General features: G+C 66.9%; 20 protein-coding genes and 1 pseudogene. 14 read left to right on the top strand and 7 right to left on the bottom strand.

Features of this window, described 5'->3' with window-relative positions:
- Positions 1-3 precede the first annotated feature (3 nt).
- Together ACWHYQ_RS17235 and ACWHYQ_RS17230 are read right to left on the bottom strand one after the other, a co-directional pair.
- The gene (locus tag ACWHYQ_RS17235; RefSeq protein WP_447973338.1) at positions 4-567 is read right to left on the bottom strand and encodes a hypothetical protein; all 564 of its coding nucleotides are present in this window, start codon (positions 565-567) and stop codon (positions 4-6) included.
- 23 nt (positions 568-590) lie between these two features.
- Complete coding sequence (locus ACWHYQ_RS17230) at positions 591-1,799, bottom strand: transglutaminase domain-containing protein (protein WP_447973337.1); 1,209 nt, start codon at positions 1,797-1,799, stop codon at positions 591-593.
- A gap of 172 nt (positions 1,800-1,971) precedes the next feature.
- On the opposite strand from ACWHYQ_RS17230, the gene ACWHYQ_RS17225 reads away from it, so the two are divergent.
- Together ACWHYQ_RS17225 and ACWHYQ_RS17220 are read left to right on the top strand one after the other, a co-directional pair.
- The gene (locus ACWHYQ_RS17225) at positions 1,972-3,546 is read left to right on the top strand and encodes an ATP-binding protein (RefSeq protein WP_447973336.1); all 1,575 of its coding nucleotides are present in this window, start codon (positions 1,972-1,974) and stop codon (positions 3,544-3,546) included.
- 50 nt (positions 3,547-3,596) lie between these two features.
- On the top strand, positions 3,597-4,136 hold the full coding sequence (locus tag ACWHYQ_RS17220; RefSeq protein WP_447973335.1) for a metal-dependent hydrolase: 540 nt from the start codon (positions 3,597-3,599) through the stop codon (positions 4,134-4,136).
- 246 nt (positions 4,137-4,382) lie between these two features.
- Here ACWHYQ_RS17220 and ACWHYQ_RS17215 read toward each other — a convergent pair whose 3' ends face one another.
- From ACWHYQ_RS17215 to ACWHYQ_RS17205, 3 genes and pseudogenes are all read right to left on the bottom strand, one after another.
- Positions 4,383-4,589 carry a hypothetical protein gene (locus ACWHYQ_RS17215; RefSeq protein ID WP_447975619.1) on the bottom strand — a complete coding sequence of 69 codons (207 nt, stop codon included), beginning with the start codon at positions 4,587-4,589 and terminating at the stop codon, positions 4,383-4,385.
- A gap of 59 nt (positions 4,590-4,648) precedes the next feature.
- Positions 4,649-4,984, bottom strand: a pseudogene (locus ACWHYQ_RS17210) (DDE-type integrase/transposase/recombinase); the annotation flags it as partial.
- A 58-nt stretch (positions 4,985-5,042) separates the two neighbouring features.
- Positions 5,043-5,288: a hypothetical protein gene (locus tag ACWHYQ_RS17205; protein WP_447972342.1), complete on the bottom strand. Its 246-nt coding sequence runs from the start codon at positions 5,286-5,288 to the stop codon at positions 5,043-5,045.
- A 701-nt stretch (positions 5,289-5,989) separates the two neighbouring features.
- On the opposite strand from ACWHYQ_RS17205, the gene uvrB reads away from it, so the two are divergent.
- Entirely contained in the window at positions 5,990-7,996 is a 2,007-nt protein-coding gene (gene uvrB, locus ACWHYQ_RS17200) for an excinuclease ABC subunit UvrB (RefSeq protein WP_447973334.1), read from the top strand.
- A 96-nt stretch (positions 7,997-8,092) separates the two neighbouring features.
- Here uvrB and ACWHYQ_RS17195 read toward each other — a convergent pair whose 3' ends face one another.
- Positions 8,093-8,353, bottom strand: coding sequence for a DUF4321 domain-containing protein (locus ACWHYQ_RS17195; protein WP_447973333.1), 261 nt, complete (start codon positions 8,351-8,353; stop codon positions 8,093-8,095).
- Positions 8,354-8,765: 412 nt separating this feature from the next.
- Here ACWHYQ_RS17195 and ffh point away from each other — a divergent pair, with 412 nt between their 5' ends.
- From ffh to ACWHYQ_RS17140, 11 genes are all read left to right on the top strand, one after another.
- Positions 8,766-10,112, top strand: coding sequence for a signal recognition particle protein (gene ffh / locus ACWHYQ_RS17190; protein WP_447973332.1), 1,347 nt, complete (start codon positions 8,766-8,768; stop codon positions 10,110-10,112).
- A gap of 125 nt (positions 10,113-10,237) precedes the next feature.
- Positions 10,238-10,525: a 30S ribosomal protein S16 gene (rpsP, locus tag ACWHYQ_RS17185; RefSeq protein ID WP_447973331.1), complete on the top strand. Its 288-nt coding sequence runs from the start codon at positions 10,238-10,240 to the stop codon at positions 10,523-10,525.
- Positions 10,526-10,586: 61 nt separating this feature from the next.
- Positions 10,587-11,144, top strand: a complete 558-nt coding sequence (gene rimM / locus ACWHYQ_RS17180; RefSeq protein WP_447973330.1) for a ribosome maturation factor RimM — start codon at positions 10,587-10,589, stop codon at positions 11,142-11,144.
- Between the two features lie 5 nt (positions 11,145-11,149).
- Positions 11,150-11,932, top strand: coding sequence for a tRNA (guanosine(37)-N1)-methyltransferase TrmD (trmD, locus tag ACWHYQ_RS17175; RefSeq protein WP_447973329.1), 783 nt, complete (start codon positions 11,150-11,152; stop codon positions 11,930-11,932).
- A gap of 4 nt (positions 11,933-11,936) precedes the next feature.
- The gene (rplS, locus tag ACWHYQ_RS17170; RefSeq protein ID WP_447973328.1) at positions 11,937-12,371 is read left to right on the top strand and encodes a 50S ribosomal protein L19; all 435 of its coding nucleotides are present in this window, start codon (positions 11,937-11,939) and stop codon (positions 12,369-12,371) included.
- Positions 12,368-13,096 (top strand): ribonuclease HII, encoded by a 729-nt coding sequence (locus ACWHYQ_RS17165; RefSeq protein ID WP_447975584.1) that lies wholly within the window; start codon positions 12,368-12,370, stop codon positions 13,094-13,096. Before rplS ends, ACWHYQ_RS17165 begins: the two co-directional genes overlap by 4 nt.
- Positions 13,089-13,472, top strand: a complete 384-nt coding sequence (locus ACWHYQ_RS17160) for a YraN family protein (RefSeq protein WP_447973327.1) — start codon at positions 13,089-13,091, stop codon at positions 13,470-13,472. Before ACWHYQ_RS17165 ends, ACWHYQ_RS17160 begins: the two co-directional genes overlap by 8 nt.
- Positions 13,473-13,525: 53 nt before the next feature.
- On the top strand, positions 13,526-14,194 hold the full coding sequence (gene ftsE, locus ACWHYQ_RS17155) for a cell division ATP-binding protein FtsE (protein WP_447973326.1): 669 nt from the start codon (positions 13,526-13,528) through the stop codon (positions 14,192-14,194).
- The gene (locus ACWHYQ_RS17150) at positions 14,191-15,090 is read left to right on the top strand and encodes a cell division protein FtsX (protein ID WP_447973325.1); all 900 of its coding nucleotides are present in this window, start codon (positions 14,191-14,193) and stop codon (positions 15,088-15,090) included. The genes ftsE and ACWHYQ_RS17150 overlap by 4 nt, the downstream gene beginning before the upstream one ends.
- Positions 15,087-16,343 (top strand): murein hydrolase activator EnvC family protein, encoded by a 1,257-nt coding sequence (locus ACWHYQ_RS17145; RefSeq protein WP_447973324.1) that lies wholly within the window; start codon positions 15,087-15,089, stop codon positions 16,341-16,343. The genes ACWHYQ_RS17150 and ACWHYQ_RS17145 overlap by 4 nt, the downstream gene beginning before the upstream one ends.
- Positions 16,344-16,498: 155 nt before the next feature.
- Positions 16,499-17,818, top strand: a complete 1,320-nt coding sequence (locus tag ACWHYQ_RS17140; RefSeq protein ID WP_447973323.1) for a S41 family peptidase — start codon at positions 16,499-16,501, stop codon at positions 17,816-17,818.
- 25 nt (positions 17,819-17,843) lie between these two features.
- Here ACWHYQ_RS17140 and ACWHYQ_RS17135 read toward each other — a convergent pair whose 3' ends face one another.
- Positions 17,844-18,080: an Lrp/AsnC family transcriptional regulator gene (locus tag ACWHYQ_RS17135; protein ID WP_447973322.1), complete on the bottom strand. Its 237-nt coding sequence runs from the start codon at positions 18,078-18,080 to the stop codon at positions 17,844-17,846.
- Positions 18,081-18,092 lie beyond the last annotated feature (12 nt).

Below are 18,092 nucleotides of genomic sequence, written 5' to 3'. Positions count from 1 at the left end.
GCGTCAGCCAGCGGTGATCAGGCCCCGCAAGCGGAAGTTGAACTCGATGTTCAGGATCTGATTCCAGACCGACCCCGTCGCCGTGCGCGGCCGCGCCCGAGTCCCGTCCTCTGGGCTGACGACCTTCCCGTACAGGTAGAACCAGGTCACGATCGCATCGCCGGTGTGCTTGAGCACGATCCAGTGGCGCCCTTCGCGCAGGATCGTCGGGCGGTCCTCGAAGGAGAAGGGCACCCACTCGTAGCGGGTGGGCGGCGTTCGGATCGCGTCGGCCGGCACGGGCCGGCTCGTCGCGACGAGCCGGCCCGGCCCGTCTCCGCCGTCTTCGTACAGCTCCACCCACAGCTCTCCCTTCTCTCCGCCGAACCGGTGCAGGGCAAGGGAAAAATCCTTGACCAGGACGGGCCGCTCGGGCTCCAGAGCCTGGGCATAGAGCTGGTCGCCCGTCACGTACTCGGCGGTCTCGACCATGTAGTTCTGCTCGAGTGAGAACTGACCGCCGCCCTCGGTCTTGACCGGCTCGAAGAGTCGGATCTCGCGCGGGAACTCCAGGTTACCGAAGACCACCGGAAAGTCGAACTGCTCGGGGCTCAGCGCCGGCTTGGGCGGGGAGGTGCAGCAAGGGGCGGAGAGGGCGGGCTCGGTGGGGGCGGGGCCGGGGCTGGAGCCGGCGTGGGCGCCGGCGGCGCGGCCGGCGGGCTCGGGTTCACCGGCGGCACCACCAGGCTCGCCGCATAGAGGAGCTTCTGCGGCATGGACTCCACCTTCTGGGCCTTGACGACATCCTGGTCTTGGGAGAATTGCGCCTCCAGCCGCACGTCCGCCAGCCTCGGCTTGGCCGACCCCCGGGTGCGCCAGGTAATCAACCCGTCGGTGTGGGCCGCTTTGTTGTCCGGTCCGACCTCGACCCGGATGAACCGCGTGGAGACGAACAGGTGAGAGGCCTGGCTGTCGTACATGAGCCAGCCCTGGTCCGGGTAGTAGATCTCCAGCCAGGCGTGGCGGCCGGCCGCCCAGCGGGCGGTCCAGCGCCGCCGGCCGTTGTCTTCGTCCACCTCCCAGGGCTTCTCTAGCGTGCGCCCCCGGACCATCCGGGCCGGAATCCCCGCGGCGCGCAGGAGCGCGATCGCCAGGTGCGTGTAATTCTGGCAGTTACCCTTGCCTTCCCGCTTGGTGGTCAGCGCGTCGTAGCCGGCCGGCTCTAGCGTGTAGTGCAGGTGATCCACGACCCAATACAGCAGGCGGGTCACCGCCTCGCCTTGGGTTCGCGCGCCCTTCACGAGACCATTGGCCAGCTCGCGGATGGCCGGGTCGTCGGCCTGGGCCTGCTCAGAGGGTTTCAGGTAGGGCGCCGCATCGGCCGGGATGGCGGAGGCGGGAAGGGGATAGGGCGCGACGGCGGCCACGGGGGCGAACGTCACGGACGCCCGCACGTCGTACTCGCTGACGATCTGAAGTTCCCCGGGCGCGGGCGTGCGCCAGACGAGCGCCAGGACGCGATTGCCGTAGGGGTCGGTCCGCTCCTGGACGGCGGAGGGGGCGGGGGTCGCCTGGTAACGGTAGTTCGCGACCGCCTGCTTGGAGGTCTTCGTGGTGACGGACGGCGGCGGGACCAGGTGATAGGTGAATTCTTCGATTCCCGCTGGCAACTCGATCACAGCCTGGTCCGTGACGTGGAATGCAGAGGCGAGCGCGCCCTCGAGGATGAGGGTGCGGGCCTGGACCCCACCTGAGGCGGGCAGGCCGGCCAGGCAGAGCAGGAGGAGCCGGGCAAGGGCGCGGCGACAGGGGGCCGTCATGGCGGAGCCCTCCGAAGTGGTCCGTGGGCGGCAGGCCGGGGCCGATCATAGAGAACCTTCCACCGGAAGTCCAGTTGTCTTTCCTTGCGAGATGCGTTACAAGCAAAGCGCGACCGGCAAGCCTGCGGCTCGGCAAAGCGCTGGTCCTGCCGCCTGAAGGAGGGAGCTGCCATTGGGCGAGACGCGTGTGGACCTGCTGCACTTGCTCGAAGACCTGCGCGACGCCTATGCCGGGCCGATCGAGGAGACGATTCTGACGGAGATCATCGCCAACTCGCTGGATTCGGGCGCCAGCCATATCGCCGTGACGGCTGACCCGGCCCAGGCTACCGTGACAGTGGTGGACAATGGAACTGGCATGCAACGGCGCGAGTTGGCTCGCTATCATGACGTTGCGGCGAGCACCAAGACCCGGGGGCAGGGCATCGGGTTCGCAGGCGTCGGGATCAAGCTCGGTCTCCTTGTCTGTGCCGAGGTCCTAACCGAAACGCGCCGCGGCCAGACGCACGTGGCCTCCTGTTGGCATCTCGCCTCGCGTCATCGCGCTCCGTGGAGATGGGTGCCCCCGCCCGGTCTCGTGCCGACGCGGGGCACTGCTGTCCGGCTGACGCTCCACAATGCACTGTCGCCCCTGCTCGATCCCGGCTTCATCGAAACCGCCATCCGCAAGCATTTTCAGCCGTTGCTGGACCCTGCTGTCGAGCCGCTGCTCGCCGGAGCGTATCCGCACGGGGTTACCATCGAGGTCAACGGGACCCCGCTCGATCGCCAGGGCTGGGCCGCGGCAGAGCGGGCGGTGCTGGAGATCCGTCTGGCCCGGAAGCGCAAGCCGTCGGCCCTGGGGTACCTGATCCGCGACAGCCTGCCGCTTCCGGAGGAACGACGCGGGCTCGCCGTCAGCACGTACGGGAAGATCATCAAGCGTGGTTGGGACTGGCTCGGGCTCACGCCGAGCGCCCCGGAGCGGATCGGTGGCCTAATCGAGGCGCCGGCCCTCGCCGCCTGCCTGACGCTCAATAAGGGTGATTTCATTCGCTCGGGCCAGCGCGGTGCGCTCTACCTCGCGTACCGCAAAGCCTTTCAGGAAGCAGTCGCGCGGCAGCTCCACGCCTGGGGCGACATGCGCGAACCGGCGGAGGAGGCCCGGCAGCGGGCGGTGCGGCCGCTCGAGCGGGACCTGGGACGGGTGCTGGAGGATCTGGCGCAGGACTTCCCGCTGCTGGCTGCGCTGATCGAGCCGCGTGCGGGTGGGCAAAAGCGGTTGCCGATCGGTGGCAGGGAATCGGGGGCAGAACCGATATGCCTGTCAGGTCTAGCTCCCGTGGAACCGGAACCGCCAGCCCGGCCCGCCCAGCCGGAACCTCCGCGCGAGCCGGACGGCCAGCCGGGTGAGCCGACGGAACCGAGCCGGGAACAGGCGCCGCCTAGCGGCGTGCGGCTGCCGGATGGGCGCGGCGCCAAGCGGCCGGCCCGGTACGGTCTGACCATTCAGTTCGAGGAGCGCCCCGGTGATCCGGAGCTGGCGCGGCTGGTCGAGTCCACGGTTTGGATCAACCAGGCGCATCCGGCCTACCAACGGGCCCTGGCCTCCCGGTCAGTCGGATACCATATTTCTCTGGCCGTGGCACTCGCGCTCGCGCCGCTCGCCGTCGAGCCGGCCAAGGAACATGCCTTCGTCACAACGTTCCTGGCCCGCTGGGGCGAGGCGGTGGGGGGAAGCCGGGGCAGCGGGAAGCGGGCGCGCTAACCCGTCCGCTCAGGCGCCAGGCAGCCGGGCCGGCCGACTCCTCACCGGACATGGCATCGGCCTTCTCGCATGCGGTCGTCGCGCTCGCAATCGGTCGGGCGCATCCGGGGCGGAACCTGCCGGCCCGCTTCTGGTGGCTCTCGATCGGCTGTGCGCTCCTGCCGGACGTGGACGTGATCGGCTTCGCTTTTGGGATCGAGTACGCCCATCCGCTCGGACACCGCGGGCTCACCCATTCGTTGGTCTTCGCCCTGCTGCTCGGGCTCCTCGTCGTAGAGACGGAGTTCCCCGAGCCGCCGCGTGGCTCGCGCCGCTGGTGGGGCATGGTCGCGCATTTCTTCCTGGTCACGGCCTCGCACGGCGTGCTGGACGCGATGACCGACGGCGGCTTGGGCGTCGCCTTCTTTGCGCCCTTCGACAACGGCCGCTATTTTCTGCCTTGGCGTCCGGTCAAGGTTTCCCCCATCGGGCTTGCGGAATTCTTCGCGCCCTACGGGCTGGAGGTGCTGGCGAGCGAGATCCAGTGGATCTGGCTGCCGGCGGGACTCTTTGTGCTGGCGGGAGGGGCGTATCGGCGATTCAAGAAATGAACAAACGAGGCACCCACTCCCTCGGCAGCATGCGTCTCAAACCGAGGGTAGAGGGATTTCCACAAGAGTTCCGGGCTGAATGGTTGTCACAGCCTGGTTCGATCGTGGGTAGGAGGGCAATCACCGTAGGAACCTGATTGGTCGGCAAGACAACGATGGCCAACCTCCGGCCTGTCAAGTTCTGCTGGTAACGGAGCGTCTTGTCGGCAGTGACGAAGACATCGAATTTGTAATGCTCCCCGTTTGTCAAGACCCTTTATAGGGTGCTGAGAGTGAGTCATCCTCCGCAGCGGCCTGCGCGGCCTCCTGCGCGCTGAGCGCCGCTTCGAACTCGAGCGGGCTCTGGTCCCCCAGGCTCGAGTGGACGTCGCGCTCGTTGTCCTCCACCGTGATCCAGTGGCGGATCGCCGCCCGCGCCTCTTCCAGATTCGTGAACTCCCGCAGCCAGAGCATCTCCTCTTTGATCGCCGCATCAGCCGCTCGGTCTCGGCATTCCCCTTGGGGTTGTCAGAGCTGGTGAAGACCTGCTCGATCCCCAACAAGCTCATGGCCGCCATGAAGCCGGTCGCCGTCGGGTGGCTCCCGGTGTCGGAGACCAGCTTCAAGCCGGCCCCCCGGACCCCATTCGGGAATTCGGCCTGGACCGCCCGGGCCAGGGCTGCCTCCCACTCCTGTCGGCGACGGCGCAGGGCCAGGTTCCAGCCCACGATCTTCTTCGTGTACCAGTCCAGGACCACAACCAGATAGGCCCAGCCCAGGGCGGGGATCAGGCACGTCGTCCTGTCGATCCCCCAGGACTGCCGCGGCTGGGTCGCCTGTGGGTTTGCCTTCGGCGTTCGGGGCGCCACATGGAGCCCCGCTTGACCGTCAAGCCAGCTTCCCGCATCAGCCGAGTCCACCCGCTTCTTATTGACCTGGAGGCTTTCCCGATCCCGCCGCCAGGCCCACACCCGCCGGGACGCCCCAGAAGGGATGAGCCTCGGCAACCGCACGGATGCGTCCCAGCAGCGCCTGGTCCGAGGGATCCAGAGCCGGCCCCGAATCGGGGCGCGCTTGCCGCGCGACGTAGTACCCACTCCGACTGAACCCCACCAGCCGGCAGGCCGCCGCCACCGTCCAGCCCGCGTGGGGCCAGGCCTCCACCAGCCTCACCGCCTCCCGACCGGCTCGTCGGTTGTTTTACCAGCTCGATGGCGACGGCCTGCTGGCCGATGAGCCGCTGGCGCTGCTCGCTCTCTCGCGTCCGCGTCTCCTCACTGGCGGGGAGCCCGTTGGTCAAGGCCCGCTTCCCGCCTTCCAGGAACCGATCCCGCCACTGGTCGGACGGGGTCTGAGCGATCTGATGCTCCCGGCACAGCTCGGCCACCGGCTTGGTCCCTTTGATCCCTTCCAAGACACTGGCCAGTGTTTCCTCTGCCGTCCAGGTGCGCCCCTTCATCTGGACCCCTCCTTCGTTGAGTGTGGTGACTCCTTCCCACTCACTCTCGCACGGGTCCACTCGCTCAGTGGAGCAGTATAGCCTCCTGGCTCACCTCTCCGCGCTGCCACCGTTTTCAGATGGCATTACCCACTTCCACCCAGATCACAGGGGCCATGAGGTCATGCCGTTTGTCCAGGGCTCTCCGGGCGGCTTCGGCATGGGGCTTGGGCAGAAACCACTTGACGGCGATACTGGCATCAATGACCAACTGGGTCGCCGCCCGCGATCTTCACGGATCAGGTGGCGCCGTCGCTGAACCGCCAGCCCTTGAGGTGTTTCTGCCGTCGTTGCCAACTGGCGCAGGCTGACGGCCGGAGGAGGCTGGCTGAGGGCAAGGGCTTCGCTGTGTTAAGATGACCGCCGGAGTCTGGGCATGCCCGCGACGAATCGGTTCAAGCTGGTGGCGCCGTTCAAGCCCTGCGGCGACCAGGGTCAGGCCATCGAGAAGCTGGCGGCCGGGGTCGAGGCCGGCAAGCGGCACCAGGTCCTGCTCGGGGTCACCGGCTCGGGCAAGACCTTCACGATGGCCAACCTGATCGAGCGGGTGCAGAAACCGACGCTCGTCCTCGTCCACAACAAGACGCTCGCTGCGCAGCTCTACCAGGAGTTCCGGCAGTTCTTCCCGCACAACGCGGTCGAGTACTTCGTCAGCTACTATGATTACTACCAGCCCGAGGCCTACATTCCGCAGACCGACACCTATATCGCCAAGGACGCCTCGATCAACGACGCGATTGACCAGATGCGGCACTCGGCGACCCGATCGCTCTTCGAGCGGAACGACATCGTCATCGTCGCCTCGGTCTCCTGTATCTACGGCCTGGGCTCGCCGGAGGTCTATCATGGGATGCTGCTCTACCTGGAGGAGGGGATGGAGATCCGACGTGAGCAGATCCTCGCCAAGCTGGTCGAGATCCAGTATGCCCGGAACGACACGGACTTCCACCGCGGCACCTTCCGGGCGCGCGGAGACGTGATCGAGATCTTCCCCGCCTCCTCCGACGCCGTGTCGGTGCGGGTCGAGCTGTTCGGCGACGTGGTGGACGCGATCCACGAAATTGATCCGCTGACGGGCAAGTCACTGGCCCGGCTGCCCAAGGTGCCGATCTACCCGAACACGCACTACCTGATCGCGCCGGACCGCTACGAGCGGGCTCTGAACGGGATCGAGGAGGAACTGGAGGAGCGTATCGCCTGGTTCAAGCGGCACGGCAAGCTCCTCGAAGCCCAGCGGATCGAGCAGCGGACGCGCTTCGACCTGGAGATGATCCGCGCGATGGGTTACTGCCACGGGATCGAGAACTATTCGCGGCACCTGAGCGGGCGGGCACCCGGCGAGCCGCCGCCGACGCTGCTGGACTACTTCCCGAAGGACTTCCTGATGATCGTGGACGAGTCCCACGCGACGATCCCGCAGGTGCAGGGCATGTACGAGGGCGATCATTCGCGGAAGAAGAGCCTGGTCGAGTACGGCTTCCGCCTGCCCTCCGCCTTCGACAACCGCCCGCTGACCTTCGCGGAGTTCGAGCGGTGCATCAATCAAGTGGTCTACGTCTCGGCGACGCCGGGGCCCTACGAGCTGGAGCACGCGGAGGGTGAGGTGGTGGAGCAGATCATCCGCCCGACGGGCCTGATGGACCCCGAGATCGAGGTGCGGCCGGCGCGCGGGCAGGTGGACGACCTCCTGGGCGAAGTCCGGCAGGAGGCGGCGCGCGGGAATCGAGTGCTGGTGACGACCCTGACGAAGCGGATGGCGGAGGACCTGACCGAGTATTTCCATGAATTGGGCGTCCGGGTCCGGTACCTCCACTCGGACATCAAGACGCTGGAGCGGGCGGAGATCGTCCGCGACCTGCGGCGCGGGGTATTCGACGTGCTGGTGGGGATCAACCTGCTGCGGGAAGGACTGGACATCCCGGAGGTCAGCCTGGTGGCCATTCTCGACGCCGACAAGGAGGGCTATCTGCGGTCGCACCGGTCGTTGATCCAGACGGCGGGCCGCGCTGCCCGGCACGTGGAGGGACGCGTGATCCTCTACGGCGACGTCGTGACCGACTCGATGCGGCTGGCGATCGAGGAGACGCGCCGGCGCCGGGTCATTCAGGCCGAGTACAACGCGGCGCACGGCATTACGCCCGAGGGGATCAGAAAGGGGATTCCCGAGCTGGAGTACAAGCTCGCCGAGCTGGACTATGTGCAGCTTGAGGTGGCGGCTGAGCCGGGGACGCGCGACGGCGAGGCGGAGACCCTGGAGCAGACGATCCGGAAGCTGGAAGAGGAAATGAAGGCGGCGGCCAAGGTGTTGGAGTTCGAGCGGGCGGCGGAGCTGCGGGATCGGATTCGCGCGCTGAAGCTCAGACAGCTCGAAGCCGCGACGTGAGACATCGGTCGTGACACGTCATGCGTTCCTTGTCAGTCAGTCATTTGTCAAGAGCAGCCCGTGACGCTTTGCGCGTGACGAATGACCCATGACGAATTACGCTTGCTTGTAGAGATAGATGCCCAGGAAGATGCCCAGGAAGGTCAACAGGTTCATCTTGACCGTGAACCCGAAGGTCAGCTTGAGGAGGACGAGGTCCACGGTCACGGGCGGATTGAGGCCCGGCGTGACCGCTTCGGAGAAGATCGCTTGAATCGTGCCGCCCGGCGCCATCGCCCTGAGGATTTCCCCGAGGAGCCCGCCCAGCAGCCCCCCGAGCAGGACGAACAGGAGCAACATCCACGGCGACTTCCGCATGGGTCTCTTCCGTTCCCTGGGCTAGGGGAAATTGCGGGGCACGATAGCGGAATGGAACCGGGAAGTCAAGGAGATGGGTCCGGGGATCGGCTCCGCGGGCGTCACTGGCCGGGAGGCGGGTGCGGGGCGGGGAGGAGACTGACAAGGCGACTCTGGCGCGGGTGATCGTTGGGGCGTGGCACGCGCCGAAGACGCCCTACAAACCATTGACTTTTGGTCGCGGCATTCTGTACACTCCGCGATGGTCTTTTTGCTGATTTTTCCAACTCATTGAGGCTTCCGGCCGAATCGAGGCCCGGGCGACAGCGTGAGCTGATTTCCGCAGGCAGGCTCTGGGGCCCGGACGCGCAGGGCAGGCCCCCCGCATTCTTTCCTCAGGATTCTCCGGCACGCTTCCAGTCGCGAGCAGACGATGTTTGATGCCTTGAACGAGAAGTTCGAACGGATCCTGAAGCGGCTCCGCGGCCACGGGGTGTTGACCGAGCAGAACATCGCGGAGGCGCTCAAGGAGGTCCGCCTGGCGCTGCTGGAGGCGGACGTCAATTTCAAGATCGTCAAGGAGTTCGTCGAGCGCGTTCGCCAGAAGGCAGTCGGCCAGGCGGTGTTGCAGAGCCTGACCCCCGGGCATCAGGTCGTCAAGATCGTCTGGGAGGAGCTGTGTGCTTTGATGGGGCAGGAACAGGCCCGCTTGGCCCTAGCCTCCGTCCCCCCGACGATCGTGATGATGGTCGGCCTGCAGGGAGCCGGCAAGACGACGACCTGCGGGAAGCTGGCGCGCCTGTTTAAGACCCAGGGGAAGCGGGTGCTGCTGGTGGCCGCCGATCCGCGCCGGCCAGCAGCGGGCGATCAACTCGCCAGTCTGGGTGCGGACCTCGACGTGCCGGTGCACCGCTCCGCGAGCCCCGGTGCCGCCAGGGCGGACGTCGTGCGCGTCTGCGTCGAGGGGGTCGCGCGGGGGCGCGACCAAGGCTACGATCTGGTGGTCCTGGACACTGGGGGGCGTCTCCACATTGACGATGAGTTGATGGGGGAGATGGCGGAGGTCAAGCGTGCAGTCGAGCCGCACGAGGTGCTCCTGGTGGCGGACGCTATGACCGGCCAGGACGCTGTCACCATGGCGGAGCACTTCGAGCAGCGGGTCGGGCTGACCGGGGTGATCCTGACGAAAGTGGAGGGCGACGCGCGGGGCGGGGCCGTCCTGTCCATCCGCGCCGTCACGGGCAAGCCCGTCAAGTTCCTCGGCGTCGGCGAGAAGTTGGACGCCCTGGAGCCCTTCCATCCGGACCGTATGGCCTCGCGCATCCTAGGGATGGGCGATGTCCTCTCGCTCATCGAGAAGGCGCAGGAGACCTATTCGCGCGAGCAGGCGCAGGCGCTCCAGCAGCGGCTGGCTTCGCGAAGCCTGACGTTGGAGGATTTCCGCGAACAGCTCGGGCAGGTGAGCCGGGTGGGCTCGATGGAGCAAATCCTCGGGATGCTGCCGGGCGGCCAGAAGCTTCAGGGGATGGTGCGGGGGGAAGCGCCCGAGAAGGATCTCAAGCGGGTTGCGGCGATCATTGATTCCATGACTCCGAAGGAACGCCGGGACCACACGATCATCAATGGGAGCCGGAAGAAGCGGATTGCACGGGGCAGCGGGACAAGCGTGCAGGACGTGAACCGCGTGCTCAAGCAGTTCCTGGCTGCGCGGAAGATGGTGAAGGTCCTGTCGGGGGGCGGGGCGAAACGGCACCTCGCGCAGCTTCTGCGGTCATTGTGAGGGAGGACAAGCTGCCAGCCATCAGCCGTGAGCTGTCAGCTTTGATGAGGAACACTCAGGCCGGAATCCGAAGCTGAAGGCTGATGGCTGAAAGCTGACGGCTTCTTTGGGAGAGGGAGGTTCACGTGGCAGTGCGTTTGCGTTTGGCGCGGGCCGGCCGGCACAAGCGGCCCTTTTACCGGTTGGTGGCGGCGGATTCCCGGATGCCGCGCGACGGGCGATTTCTGGAGGTGCTGGGCACCTATGACCCGCTGAAGAATCCGGCGGCGGCCGAGCTAAAGCCGGAGCGGGTGCTCGACTGGTTGAAGAAGGGCGCGCAGCCGACGGTCACGGTCCGGACGGTGCTGAAGCGGGCCGGAGTCCTCAAGCAGTTCGAGGAGATGCGCGCGGCGCAAGTAAAAAGTGAAGAGTGAAGATGGGCGGCGTGCCAACAGTGACCTTTTGTCTTTTGACCTGGGCCTTGCGAGGACGTCAGTGGGGGACTCGACCGAGCTGATCGCCATCGGGCAGATCCTCAAGCCCTTCGGGGTGCGCGGGGACGTGTGGGTCCGATCGCTCAGCGACGTCCCGGGGCGGTTCGAGCGTCTCCGGCGGGTTACGATCGAGGCGCCGACGGGACGCACCCTGGTCACGGCGGTGCAGCGGGTGCGCGCGGACAAGCGCGCACCCGGAACCTACGTGGTGGGGCTGGAGGCGGTCACCTCGCCCGAGCAGGCGGCGGCCTGGCGGGGCGGCCTGCTCAAGATTCCGAAGGGCGAGGCGCCCCCCCTGCCGGACGGCCAGTACTACGAGTTTCAACTGATCGGGCTGACGGTCCAGGACGAGACCGGGATGGTGCTTGGCACGCTGGAAGAGATCTGGGAGACGGGCGCGCATCATGTGTTCGCGGTTAGACGGGACGATCGCGAGATCCTGGTGCCTGCCGCGAAGCAGGTCGTGGCCGCCGTGGACCTGGCCCGGCGGACGATGACGATCCGGCGGCTGGAAGGGCTCCTGGACGACGAGGCGCCGGTGCGAGCGATGCAGGGGTGATCGCGATGCGGTGCGAGATCCTGACGCTGTTCCCCGAGATGGTCCTCCCCGTGCTGCAGCAGAGCATGTTGAAGCGGGCCCAGGACAAAGGGCTGCTGCGGGTCCGCGTGCGGAACCTGCGCGACTACACCCTGGACCGGCATCAGGTGGCGGACGACGCACCCTACGGCGGCGGGGCCGGGATGGTCATGAAGGCGGAACCGATCTTCCGCGCAGTGGATGCGCTCAAAGCGGAGGAGGCCGGCGGCCCAGCGGGTCTTCGACTGATCCTCCCGTCGCCGCAAGGGAAGCCGTTCACGCAGGCGACGGCCGAGGCTCTCGCGCAGGAGCCGCGCCGGCTCGTCTTCCTCTGCGGGCATTACGAAGGCATGGACGAGCGGGTGCGACTGGGCCTGGCCCCCGAGGAAATCTCGATCGGCGATTACGTGCTGACGGGAGGCGAGCTGCCAGCGCTCGTCATGGTGGACGCCGCCGTGCGGCTGATCCCGGGCGTGCTGGGCGATCCGGACTCCGCCCGGTACGAGTCGTTCGCCGAGCGGCTCCTGGACTATCCGCAATACACGCGCCCGCCGGAAGTGCGCGGCCTGACCGTGCCGGCCGTGCTCCTCTCCGGGAACCACGAGGCCATCCGGCTCTGGCGCCGGAAGGAAGCGCTGCGGAACACGTACCTGAAGCGTCCGGACCTGCTGGAGGGGCGGCTCCTGACCGAGGAGGAGCGGCGATTGTTGGATGAAGTTATCCGCGAGAGCGCGGAGAACACGACAGTGCAGTGCGGGGAGGAGGGGTAATCACATGAACCGGTTGGAGCGCATCCAACGATCGTTGGTGAAGAAGACGATCCCGGCCTTCGAGATCGGGGATACGGTGCGGGTGCACGTGAAGGTCGTCGAGGGTGAAAAGGAACGGATCCAGGTGTTCGAGGGACTCGTTATCGCCCGCAAGGGCGCGCGGAACAGCGAGACGTTCACGGTCCGGAAGATCTCCTACGGCGTCGGGGTAGAGCGCATCTTCCCGATCCATTCCCCGACGGTGACGCGGGTGGACGTGGTGCGGCACGGCAAGGTGCGCCGCGCGAAGCTCTACTACCTGCGCCACAAGAAGGGCAAGACAGCCAAGGTGAGCGAGCGGGAGTTTTCGCCGGAGTCCAGGGCGGGCGCTACCGCGGAGGGGAAGCCGGCGGAAGCCGTCGAGGCGGCGACCGATGCGGTGGCGGCCGGCAAAGGCTGAACGAACAAAGGGCCAACAGCAAACAGCGGAGAGCTCAGTGCTGCCAGCAATTCGCTGCTTGCTATTTGCTTCCGATGCGAGTGGAGCCCACCGACCTCTTCGAGAGGGAAGCACGGAGCCGCGGGTATCGCCTGGTGGCCGGGGTGGATGAGGCCGGGCGGGGCCCGCTCGCCGGACCGGTCGTCGCCGCGGCCGTGATCCTGCCTCGACGATGCTGGCTCCCCGGGCTGGACGACTCCAAGCAGGTGGCCGAGCCAGAGCGGGAGCGGCTGTACGAGGCCATCCTCGACCGGGCCCTGGGCGTCGGCGTCGGCTGCGCCACGGCGCGCGAGATTGACGCGCTGAACATCCTGGGGGCAACCCGGCTGGCCATGGCGCGGGCGATCGCGGCGCTGAGTCCGCGTCCCGACTTCCTGCTCATTGACGCGGTGTCCCTCCCCGCCGTGCCGGTGCCCCAACGGGCGATCGTGAAGGGCGACGGCCTGTCCGTCGCGATCGCGGCCGCTTCGATCGTGGCGAAGGTTACCCGGGACCGGATCATGGCCCAGCACCACCGGCGCTATCCCCAGTACAACTTCCACCTGCACAAGGGCTATCCCACGCCCGAGCACCTGAGCCTGCTGGCCGCCCACGGTCCCTGCGCGTTGCACCGGCGAAGTTTCGGGCCTGTCCGCGCGTTCTGCCGAAACGGGGCGGCGCAGGGGACGGAGCGCGCGGATGGGTGAGCCGCGCGCGCTCGGGCCGGCCGCCGAGGCGGAGGCGGAGCGGCTGCTGCGGGGCAAGGGCTACCGGATTCTGGCGCGCAACCTGCGACTGCCTGGCGGCGAGATCGATCTCGTCGCCGAGGCGGCCGGCGTGCTCGTCTTCGTCGAGGTGAAAGCCCGGCGTAGCGCCGCGTTTGGCGGCGCCCGGTACGCGGTGGACGGCCGGAAGCGCACTAGGCTCATCCGGCTGGCTGCCCAGTACCTGGCGCAGCGGCGGCTCCAAAACCAGCCCTGCCGCTTCGATGTGGTACTCTGCCACGGAGCGGTGGCCTGGCCGGACCGCCTGGAGCACATCGAGAACGCGTTCCAGGTGCCGGAAGACGATCTGAGATGGTAAAGGCACGGGGCGAGAGGGGCCTCTCACCTCATGCCCCTCGCCCAGTTTTCGTCATGATTCAACTCTTCCATGTCTCCAAATACTATGATCGCAAGCCGGCGCTCCTCGACATCAATCTCCAGATCGCGAAAGGTGAGTTCGTGCTGCTCATGGGGCCGAGCGGGGCGGGCAAGACGACCCTGCTGAAGCTCCTCTTCTGCGCCGAGCAACCGGATGAGGGACAGATTTTGGTCCAGGGCCGCAACATCGCCCGGCTGCGGTCATCCGATATCCCCTACCTGCGGCGGACGATGGGGTTTGTCTTCCAGGACTTTCGGCTTCTCCCGAAGAAGACCGTGTTCGAGAACGTCGCCTTGCCACTCCTTGTTCAGGGCGTCTCGGCAGTTGAGGTCCGGCGGCGGGTGCTGGAGGCGCTCAAGGGTGTGGGCGTCGAGCACAAGCGGGACAGCAAGCCGTTGATGCTGTCGGCGGGCGAGCAGCAACGCGTCTGCATCGCCCGGGCGATTGTGACCGGCCCGATCATCCTGCTTGCGGACGAGCCAACGGGTAACCTGGACGCGGACCTGACCCGTGAGATCATCGAGCTGTTCAAGGCGATCAACACGCGCGGGACGACGGTCATGCTGGCGACCCACAACCGCCAGGTGTCGGAGCAGGTCAACCGGCGGGTGGTCACGCTCAACCAGGGTCGGCTGGTCTCCGATGAAGGGAACGGCGCGTGAGGCGGCTGGGCTATCTCCTCCGAGAGGCGCTGACGAACGTCCGGTTGAACAGGACCACGACTCTGATCGCGGTCGCGACGACGGCTTTCACGCTGGCCTGCTTCGGCGTCTTCCTGCTGCTCTACCTCAACCTGAAGGGACTCGTGCGCTCCCTCCAGGAGGACATCCGAGTCATCGTGTACCTGCGCGAGGGGCTCGCGCCCCAGGCGGTCGCGGACCTGCAGCGGCGGCTGAAGAGCCAGCCGGAGGTAGTGACCCTCATCTACGTCTCCAAGGAGCAGGCCCTGGCGGATTTCACCAGGGAGTTTCCGGGGGACGCGCCCCTGCTCCAGGGCCTGGGCGAGAATCCGCTGCCCGCCTCGCTGGAGGTGACCCTCGCGCCAGCTTTCCGGTCCCCGGCCGCGGTGAGGCGGTGGGCGGAGCGGGTCCAGGCGTTGCCGGAGGTGGAGCAGGTCCAGTACAGCCGGGAGTGGATCGAGAACCTCACGACCATAATCGGGTACCTCGAGCTTGCGGCCATGGGCGTCGGCGCCCTGCTGACCGCGGCGTCGGTCACGATCATCGCCAGCATAATCCGCTTGACCCTCTACGCGCGGCGCGACGAAATCGAGATCCTGGGGCTGATCGGGGCCACCGGCGCGTTCATCAAGATTCCCTATCTCCTGGAGGGAGCCTTCCTCGGGACGGCCGGCGGTCTGCTCTCCGTGCTGCTCCTGCGTGGAGCCTTCGAATACGTCACGGGCCAGCTCGGCCTCTCCGGGCAGTTCCTCGGGATCACGTCCGCGTTGGGATTCTTCCCGCTCCACGTGTCGGCCGTCCTGGTGACGGCCGGCCTCCTCGTCGGCTTCGCGGGCAGCTTCGTGTCGTTGCTGCAATTTGGAAGGGCGCGGCCATGATGCGGACGATCGGGCTCGGAGGGATGCTCGCGGTTGCCGTCGTCCTGATCGTCGAGCCGCCTGTGGTGAGCCCTTCGACGGGGCTTAGGGCAAGCCTCGTCGAACCAGCCTGGGCGGCCAAGGACCGCGATGAGCCGATCACCCAGCGGATCGAGCGGGAGCGCCGCGCGCTGGAGAAACTCAATCGGGAGATCGAGGAAAAACGGAAGCACGCCGAAGAGGCGGAGAAGAAGCGCGAATCCTTGCTCCAGGCGCTCCAGGACCTCGACGAACGGCTCCTGCGGAGCCGGCAGGAGCGCCAGGCGATTGACCAGCAGCTCAAGCGGAAGGACCAGGAAATCGAGGAGATCACGGCCAGGATCGCCGCCATGCGGGCCCGCATGGCGGAACGGAAGGGGTCCATCCTCGCCCGGCTGCGGGTGCAGTACATGGAAGGCCGATTGGGCCATCTGAAGTCGCTGCTCGCTGCGCAGAGCCTGGCAGACCTCCAGCGGCGGTTCCAGTACCTGTCGGCGGTCTCCCAGCTCGAATTTGACCTGATGAAAGGCTACCGGATTGACCTCATCGAGCTCGAGGAGGCCGAGCGGCAGCGGGCGCGTGCTCGTGAGGAGATGCTTGGGTTCAAGCAGCGCGTCGAGCGGTCGCTGGCGGAGATCCAGGAAGCCAAGCAGCAGAAGCGCGTCTTCCTCGCGAAGCTGACCCGGGAGAAGGCCTCCTATGATCTCGCGGTGGAGGAGCTCGAGAAGTCCGCCGCCCGTGTGGACCAGCTCCTCAGGAAGCTGCTCAAGGACCTGGAGGACCGGCGGCGGGCCGCCGCCGCCCGCCCGCCGGCCGAGCCCAAAGGGCTGCACCCCGCGCGCGGCGCTCTGCCCTGGCCAGCCGAGGGCGAGGTCGTCTCGTTCTTCGGGCGCCAGAAGCATCCCCAGTTCGACACGTACGTCGAGCGCAAGGGCATCGAGATCCGGACCGACGAGGGCAGCGCGATCCGGGCGGTCATGTCGGGCCACGTAGCCTTCGCCGACTGGCTCAAGGGCTACGGGTTGGTGCTCATCCTGGACCACGGCAACGGGTTCTTCTCCCTCTATGCCCACGCCTCGAAGCTCCAGGCGAAGGTCGGGGACCTGGTCCAGGCCGGCCAGGTGATCGGGGAGACCGGCGACACGGGGCTGACCGGGGACAGCACGCTCTACTTCGAGCTGCGCCAGGGGGCAGAGCCGGTGGATCCCTTGGCGTGGCTGGCCAAACGGCGGTAAGATGGGGTCGCACCAGGGTGCTCGTTGCTCTGCCCGGAGCAAAGGGTGGACTGCGTGTTGAGGCGTTGAGGCCCTGAGGACGCGAGAACTCGCCAAGCGTGTCCCCGTTGGAGGGCCTTTTTCACCAATCCCGTCAGGAAAGGAATTGGGCGGCTATGGAACACCAAGGCCAGCGGCGTTCATGGTACTGGGGTCCCGTCATCATGGTGGTCCTGGTCTTCGGGATCCTGATCGGCAAGGGCTGGGAGCGGACCGGACACGCGACCGAGACATACGAAGAGCTGAAGACGTTCTCGGAGGTCCTCACCCAGATCCAGAAGCACTACGTCGAGGAAGCGAAGACGAAGGACCTGGTCCAGGGGGCCATCCGGGGGATGCTCGCCACGCTGGATCCCCACTCGGCCTACATGACCCCGGAAATGTACAAGGAGATCCAGGTCGAGACCAAGGGCGAGTTCGGTGGCGTCGGCATCCAGATCGGGATCAAGGACAACCGGCTCACAGTGATCGCGCCGATCGAAGGCACGCCGGCGCAGCGGGCGGGGATCAAGGCGGGCGACTTCATCATCAAGGTCAACGACGAGCCGACCAAGGACATGACGCTGATGGAGGCGGTCCAGCGGATGCGCGGGCCCAAGGGCACCAAAGTCAGCTTGACGGTCCAGCGGGACGGCACGCCGGAGCCGTTGAGCTTCACGCTCGTGCGGGACGTCATCAAGATCGAGAGCGTGAAGTCGAAGGTGTTGGAGAACACCATCGGCTACATCCGGCTGAGCCAGTTCCAGGAATCCACCGGGCGGGATCTCAGCAAGGTGCTCAGGCAGTTCCGCGAGCAGAAGATTCAGGCCACGATCCTCGACCTGCGGAACAATCCCGGCGGGCTCCTGACCTCGGCGGTGGAGGTGTCTGAGCAGTTCATCGGGCCGGGCAAGCTCATCGTCTACATCAAGGGGCGCGACGGCCGGAAGGACGAGTACGTCTCCCGCCAGAAGGACCAACCCGACGACTATCCGATGATTGTGCTGGTCAACGAGGGGTCGGCCAGCGCGTCCGAGATCGTCGCGGGGGCGTTGCAGGACTGGGGCCGCGCAGTCATCGTCGGGACCACGACCTTTGGCAAGGGGTCGGTGCAGACGATCCTCCCGCTGGCCGATGGGTCCGGGCTGCGGCTCACGACGGCGAAATACTACACGCCCAAGGGGCGCTCCATTCAGTCCACAGGCATCACGCCGGACATCGTCGTGAAGCCGCAGCCAGTGGTCGTCGCCAAGGCTGGCGAGCCGGAGGCGAAGGGCGCCAAGCCGAAGGAGGGCACGGCGCCGGGCGGCGCGAAGCCGGGCGACGAGGGTGCCGCGAGGCCGGCGCCTTCCGGCGAGCCGGGGGCCGAGCCTTCCGCCGAAGAGGACATCCAGCTTCAGAAGGCGATCGAGCTGCTGAAGACCTGGAAGATCTTCAAGGAGCTGCGGCCGTTGTAGCCCGCGCGCGGGTGGCGGCGGCGCCTTACGCTTGGAGCACGATCGCGGTGGTGGTCTTGGTGACGCCGTCCACGGCGCGGATGCGCGAGATGATGAGGTCGGTCAGGTGCTCGAAGGACGGCGACTCGACGTGGACGATTAGGTCGTGCGGCCCGCTAACCGTGTAGACCGCTTTCACGCCCTCGAGCCGGGTGATCGTCTTGTGGGCGCTACGGGTATGATCCCCGACGACATCGATCAGGACAAAGGCTGTCACCGCCATGCGGGCATGCTC

This window comes from Nitrospira sp. Kam-Ns4a, assembly GCF_965152595.1.
The sequence above is the reverse complement of the archived record's forward strand: the minus strand, read 5'-3'. Positions and strand labels throughout refer to the sequence as shown.

Bases quoted from the DNA above. Each gene is read 5' to 3' on its own strand.
- ACWHYQ_RS17230 (WP_447973337.1), bottom strand. From the start codon at position 1,799: ATGACGGCCCCCTGTCGCCGCGCCCTTGCCCGGCTCCTCCTGCTCTGC.
- ACWHYQ_RS17220 (WP_447973335.1), top strand. From the start codon at position 3,597: ATGGCATCGGCCTTCTCGCATGCGGTCGTCGCGCTCGCAATCGGTCGG.
- ACWHYQ_RS17215 (WP_447975619.1), bottom strand. From the start codon at position 4,589: ATGCTCTGGCTGCGGGAGTTCACGAATCTGGAAGAGGCGCGGGCGGCG.
- uvrB (WP_447973334.1), top strand. From the start codon at position 5,990: ATGCCCGCGACGAATCGGTTCAAGCTGGTGGCGCCGTTCAAGCCCTGC.
- ACWHYQ_RS17195 (WP_447973333.1), bottom strand. From the start codon at position 8,353: ATGCGGAAGTCGCCGTGGATGTTGCTCCTGTTCGTCCTGCTCGGGGGG.
- ffh (WP_447973332.1), top strand. From the start codon at position 8,766: ATGTTTGATGCCTTGAACGAGAAGTTCGAACGGATCCTGAAGCGGCTC.
- trmD (WP_447973329.1), top strand. From the start codon at position 11,150: ATGCGGTGCGAGATCCTGACGCTGTTCCCCGAGATGGTCCTCCCCGTG.
- rplS (WP_447973328.1), top strand. From the start codon at position 11,937: ATGAACCGGTTGGAGCGCATCCAACGATCGTTGGTGAAGAAGACGATC.
- ACWHYQ_RS17160 (WP_447973327.1), top strand. From the start codon at position 13,089: ATGGGTGAGCCGCGCGCGCTCGGGCCGGCCGCCGAGGCGGAGGCGGAG.
- ftsE (WP_447973326.1), top strand. From the start codon at position 13,526: ATGATTCAACTCTTCCATGTCTCCAAATACTATGATCGCAAGCCGGCG.
- ACWHYQ_RS17145 (WP_447973324.1), top strand. From the start codon at position 15,087: ATGATGCGGACGATCGGGCTCGGAGGGATGCTCGCGGTTGCCGTCGTC.
- ACWHYQ_RS17140 (WP_447973323.1), top strand. From the start codon at position 16,499: ATGGAACACCAAGGCCAGCGGCGTTCATGGTACTGGGGTCCCGTCATC.
- ACWHYQ_RS17135 (WP_447973322.1), bottom strand. From the start codon at position 18,080: ATGGCGGTGACAGCCTTTGTCCTGATCGATGTCGTCGGGGATCATACC.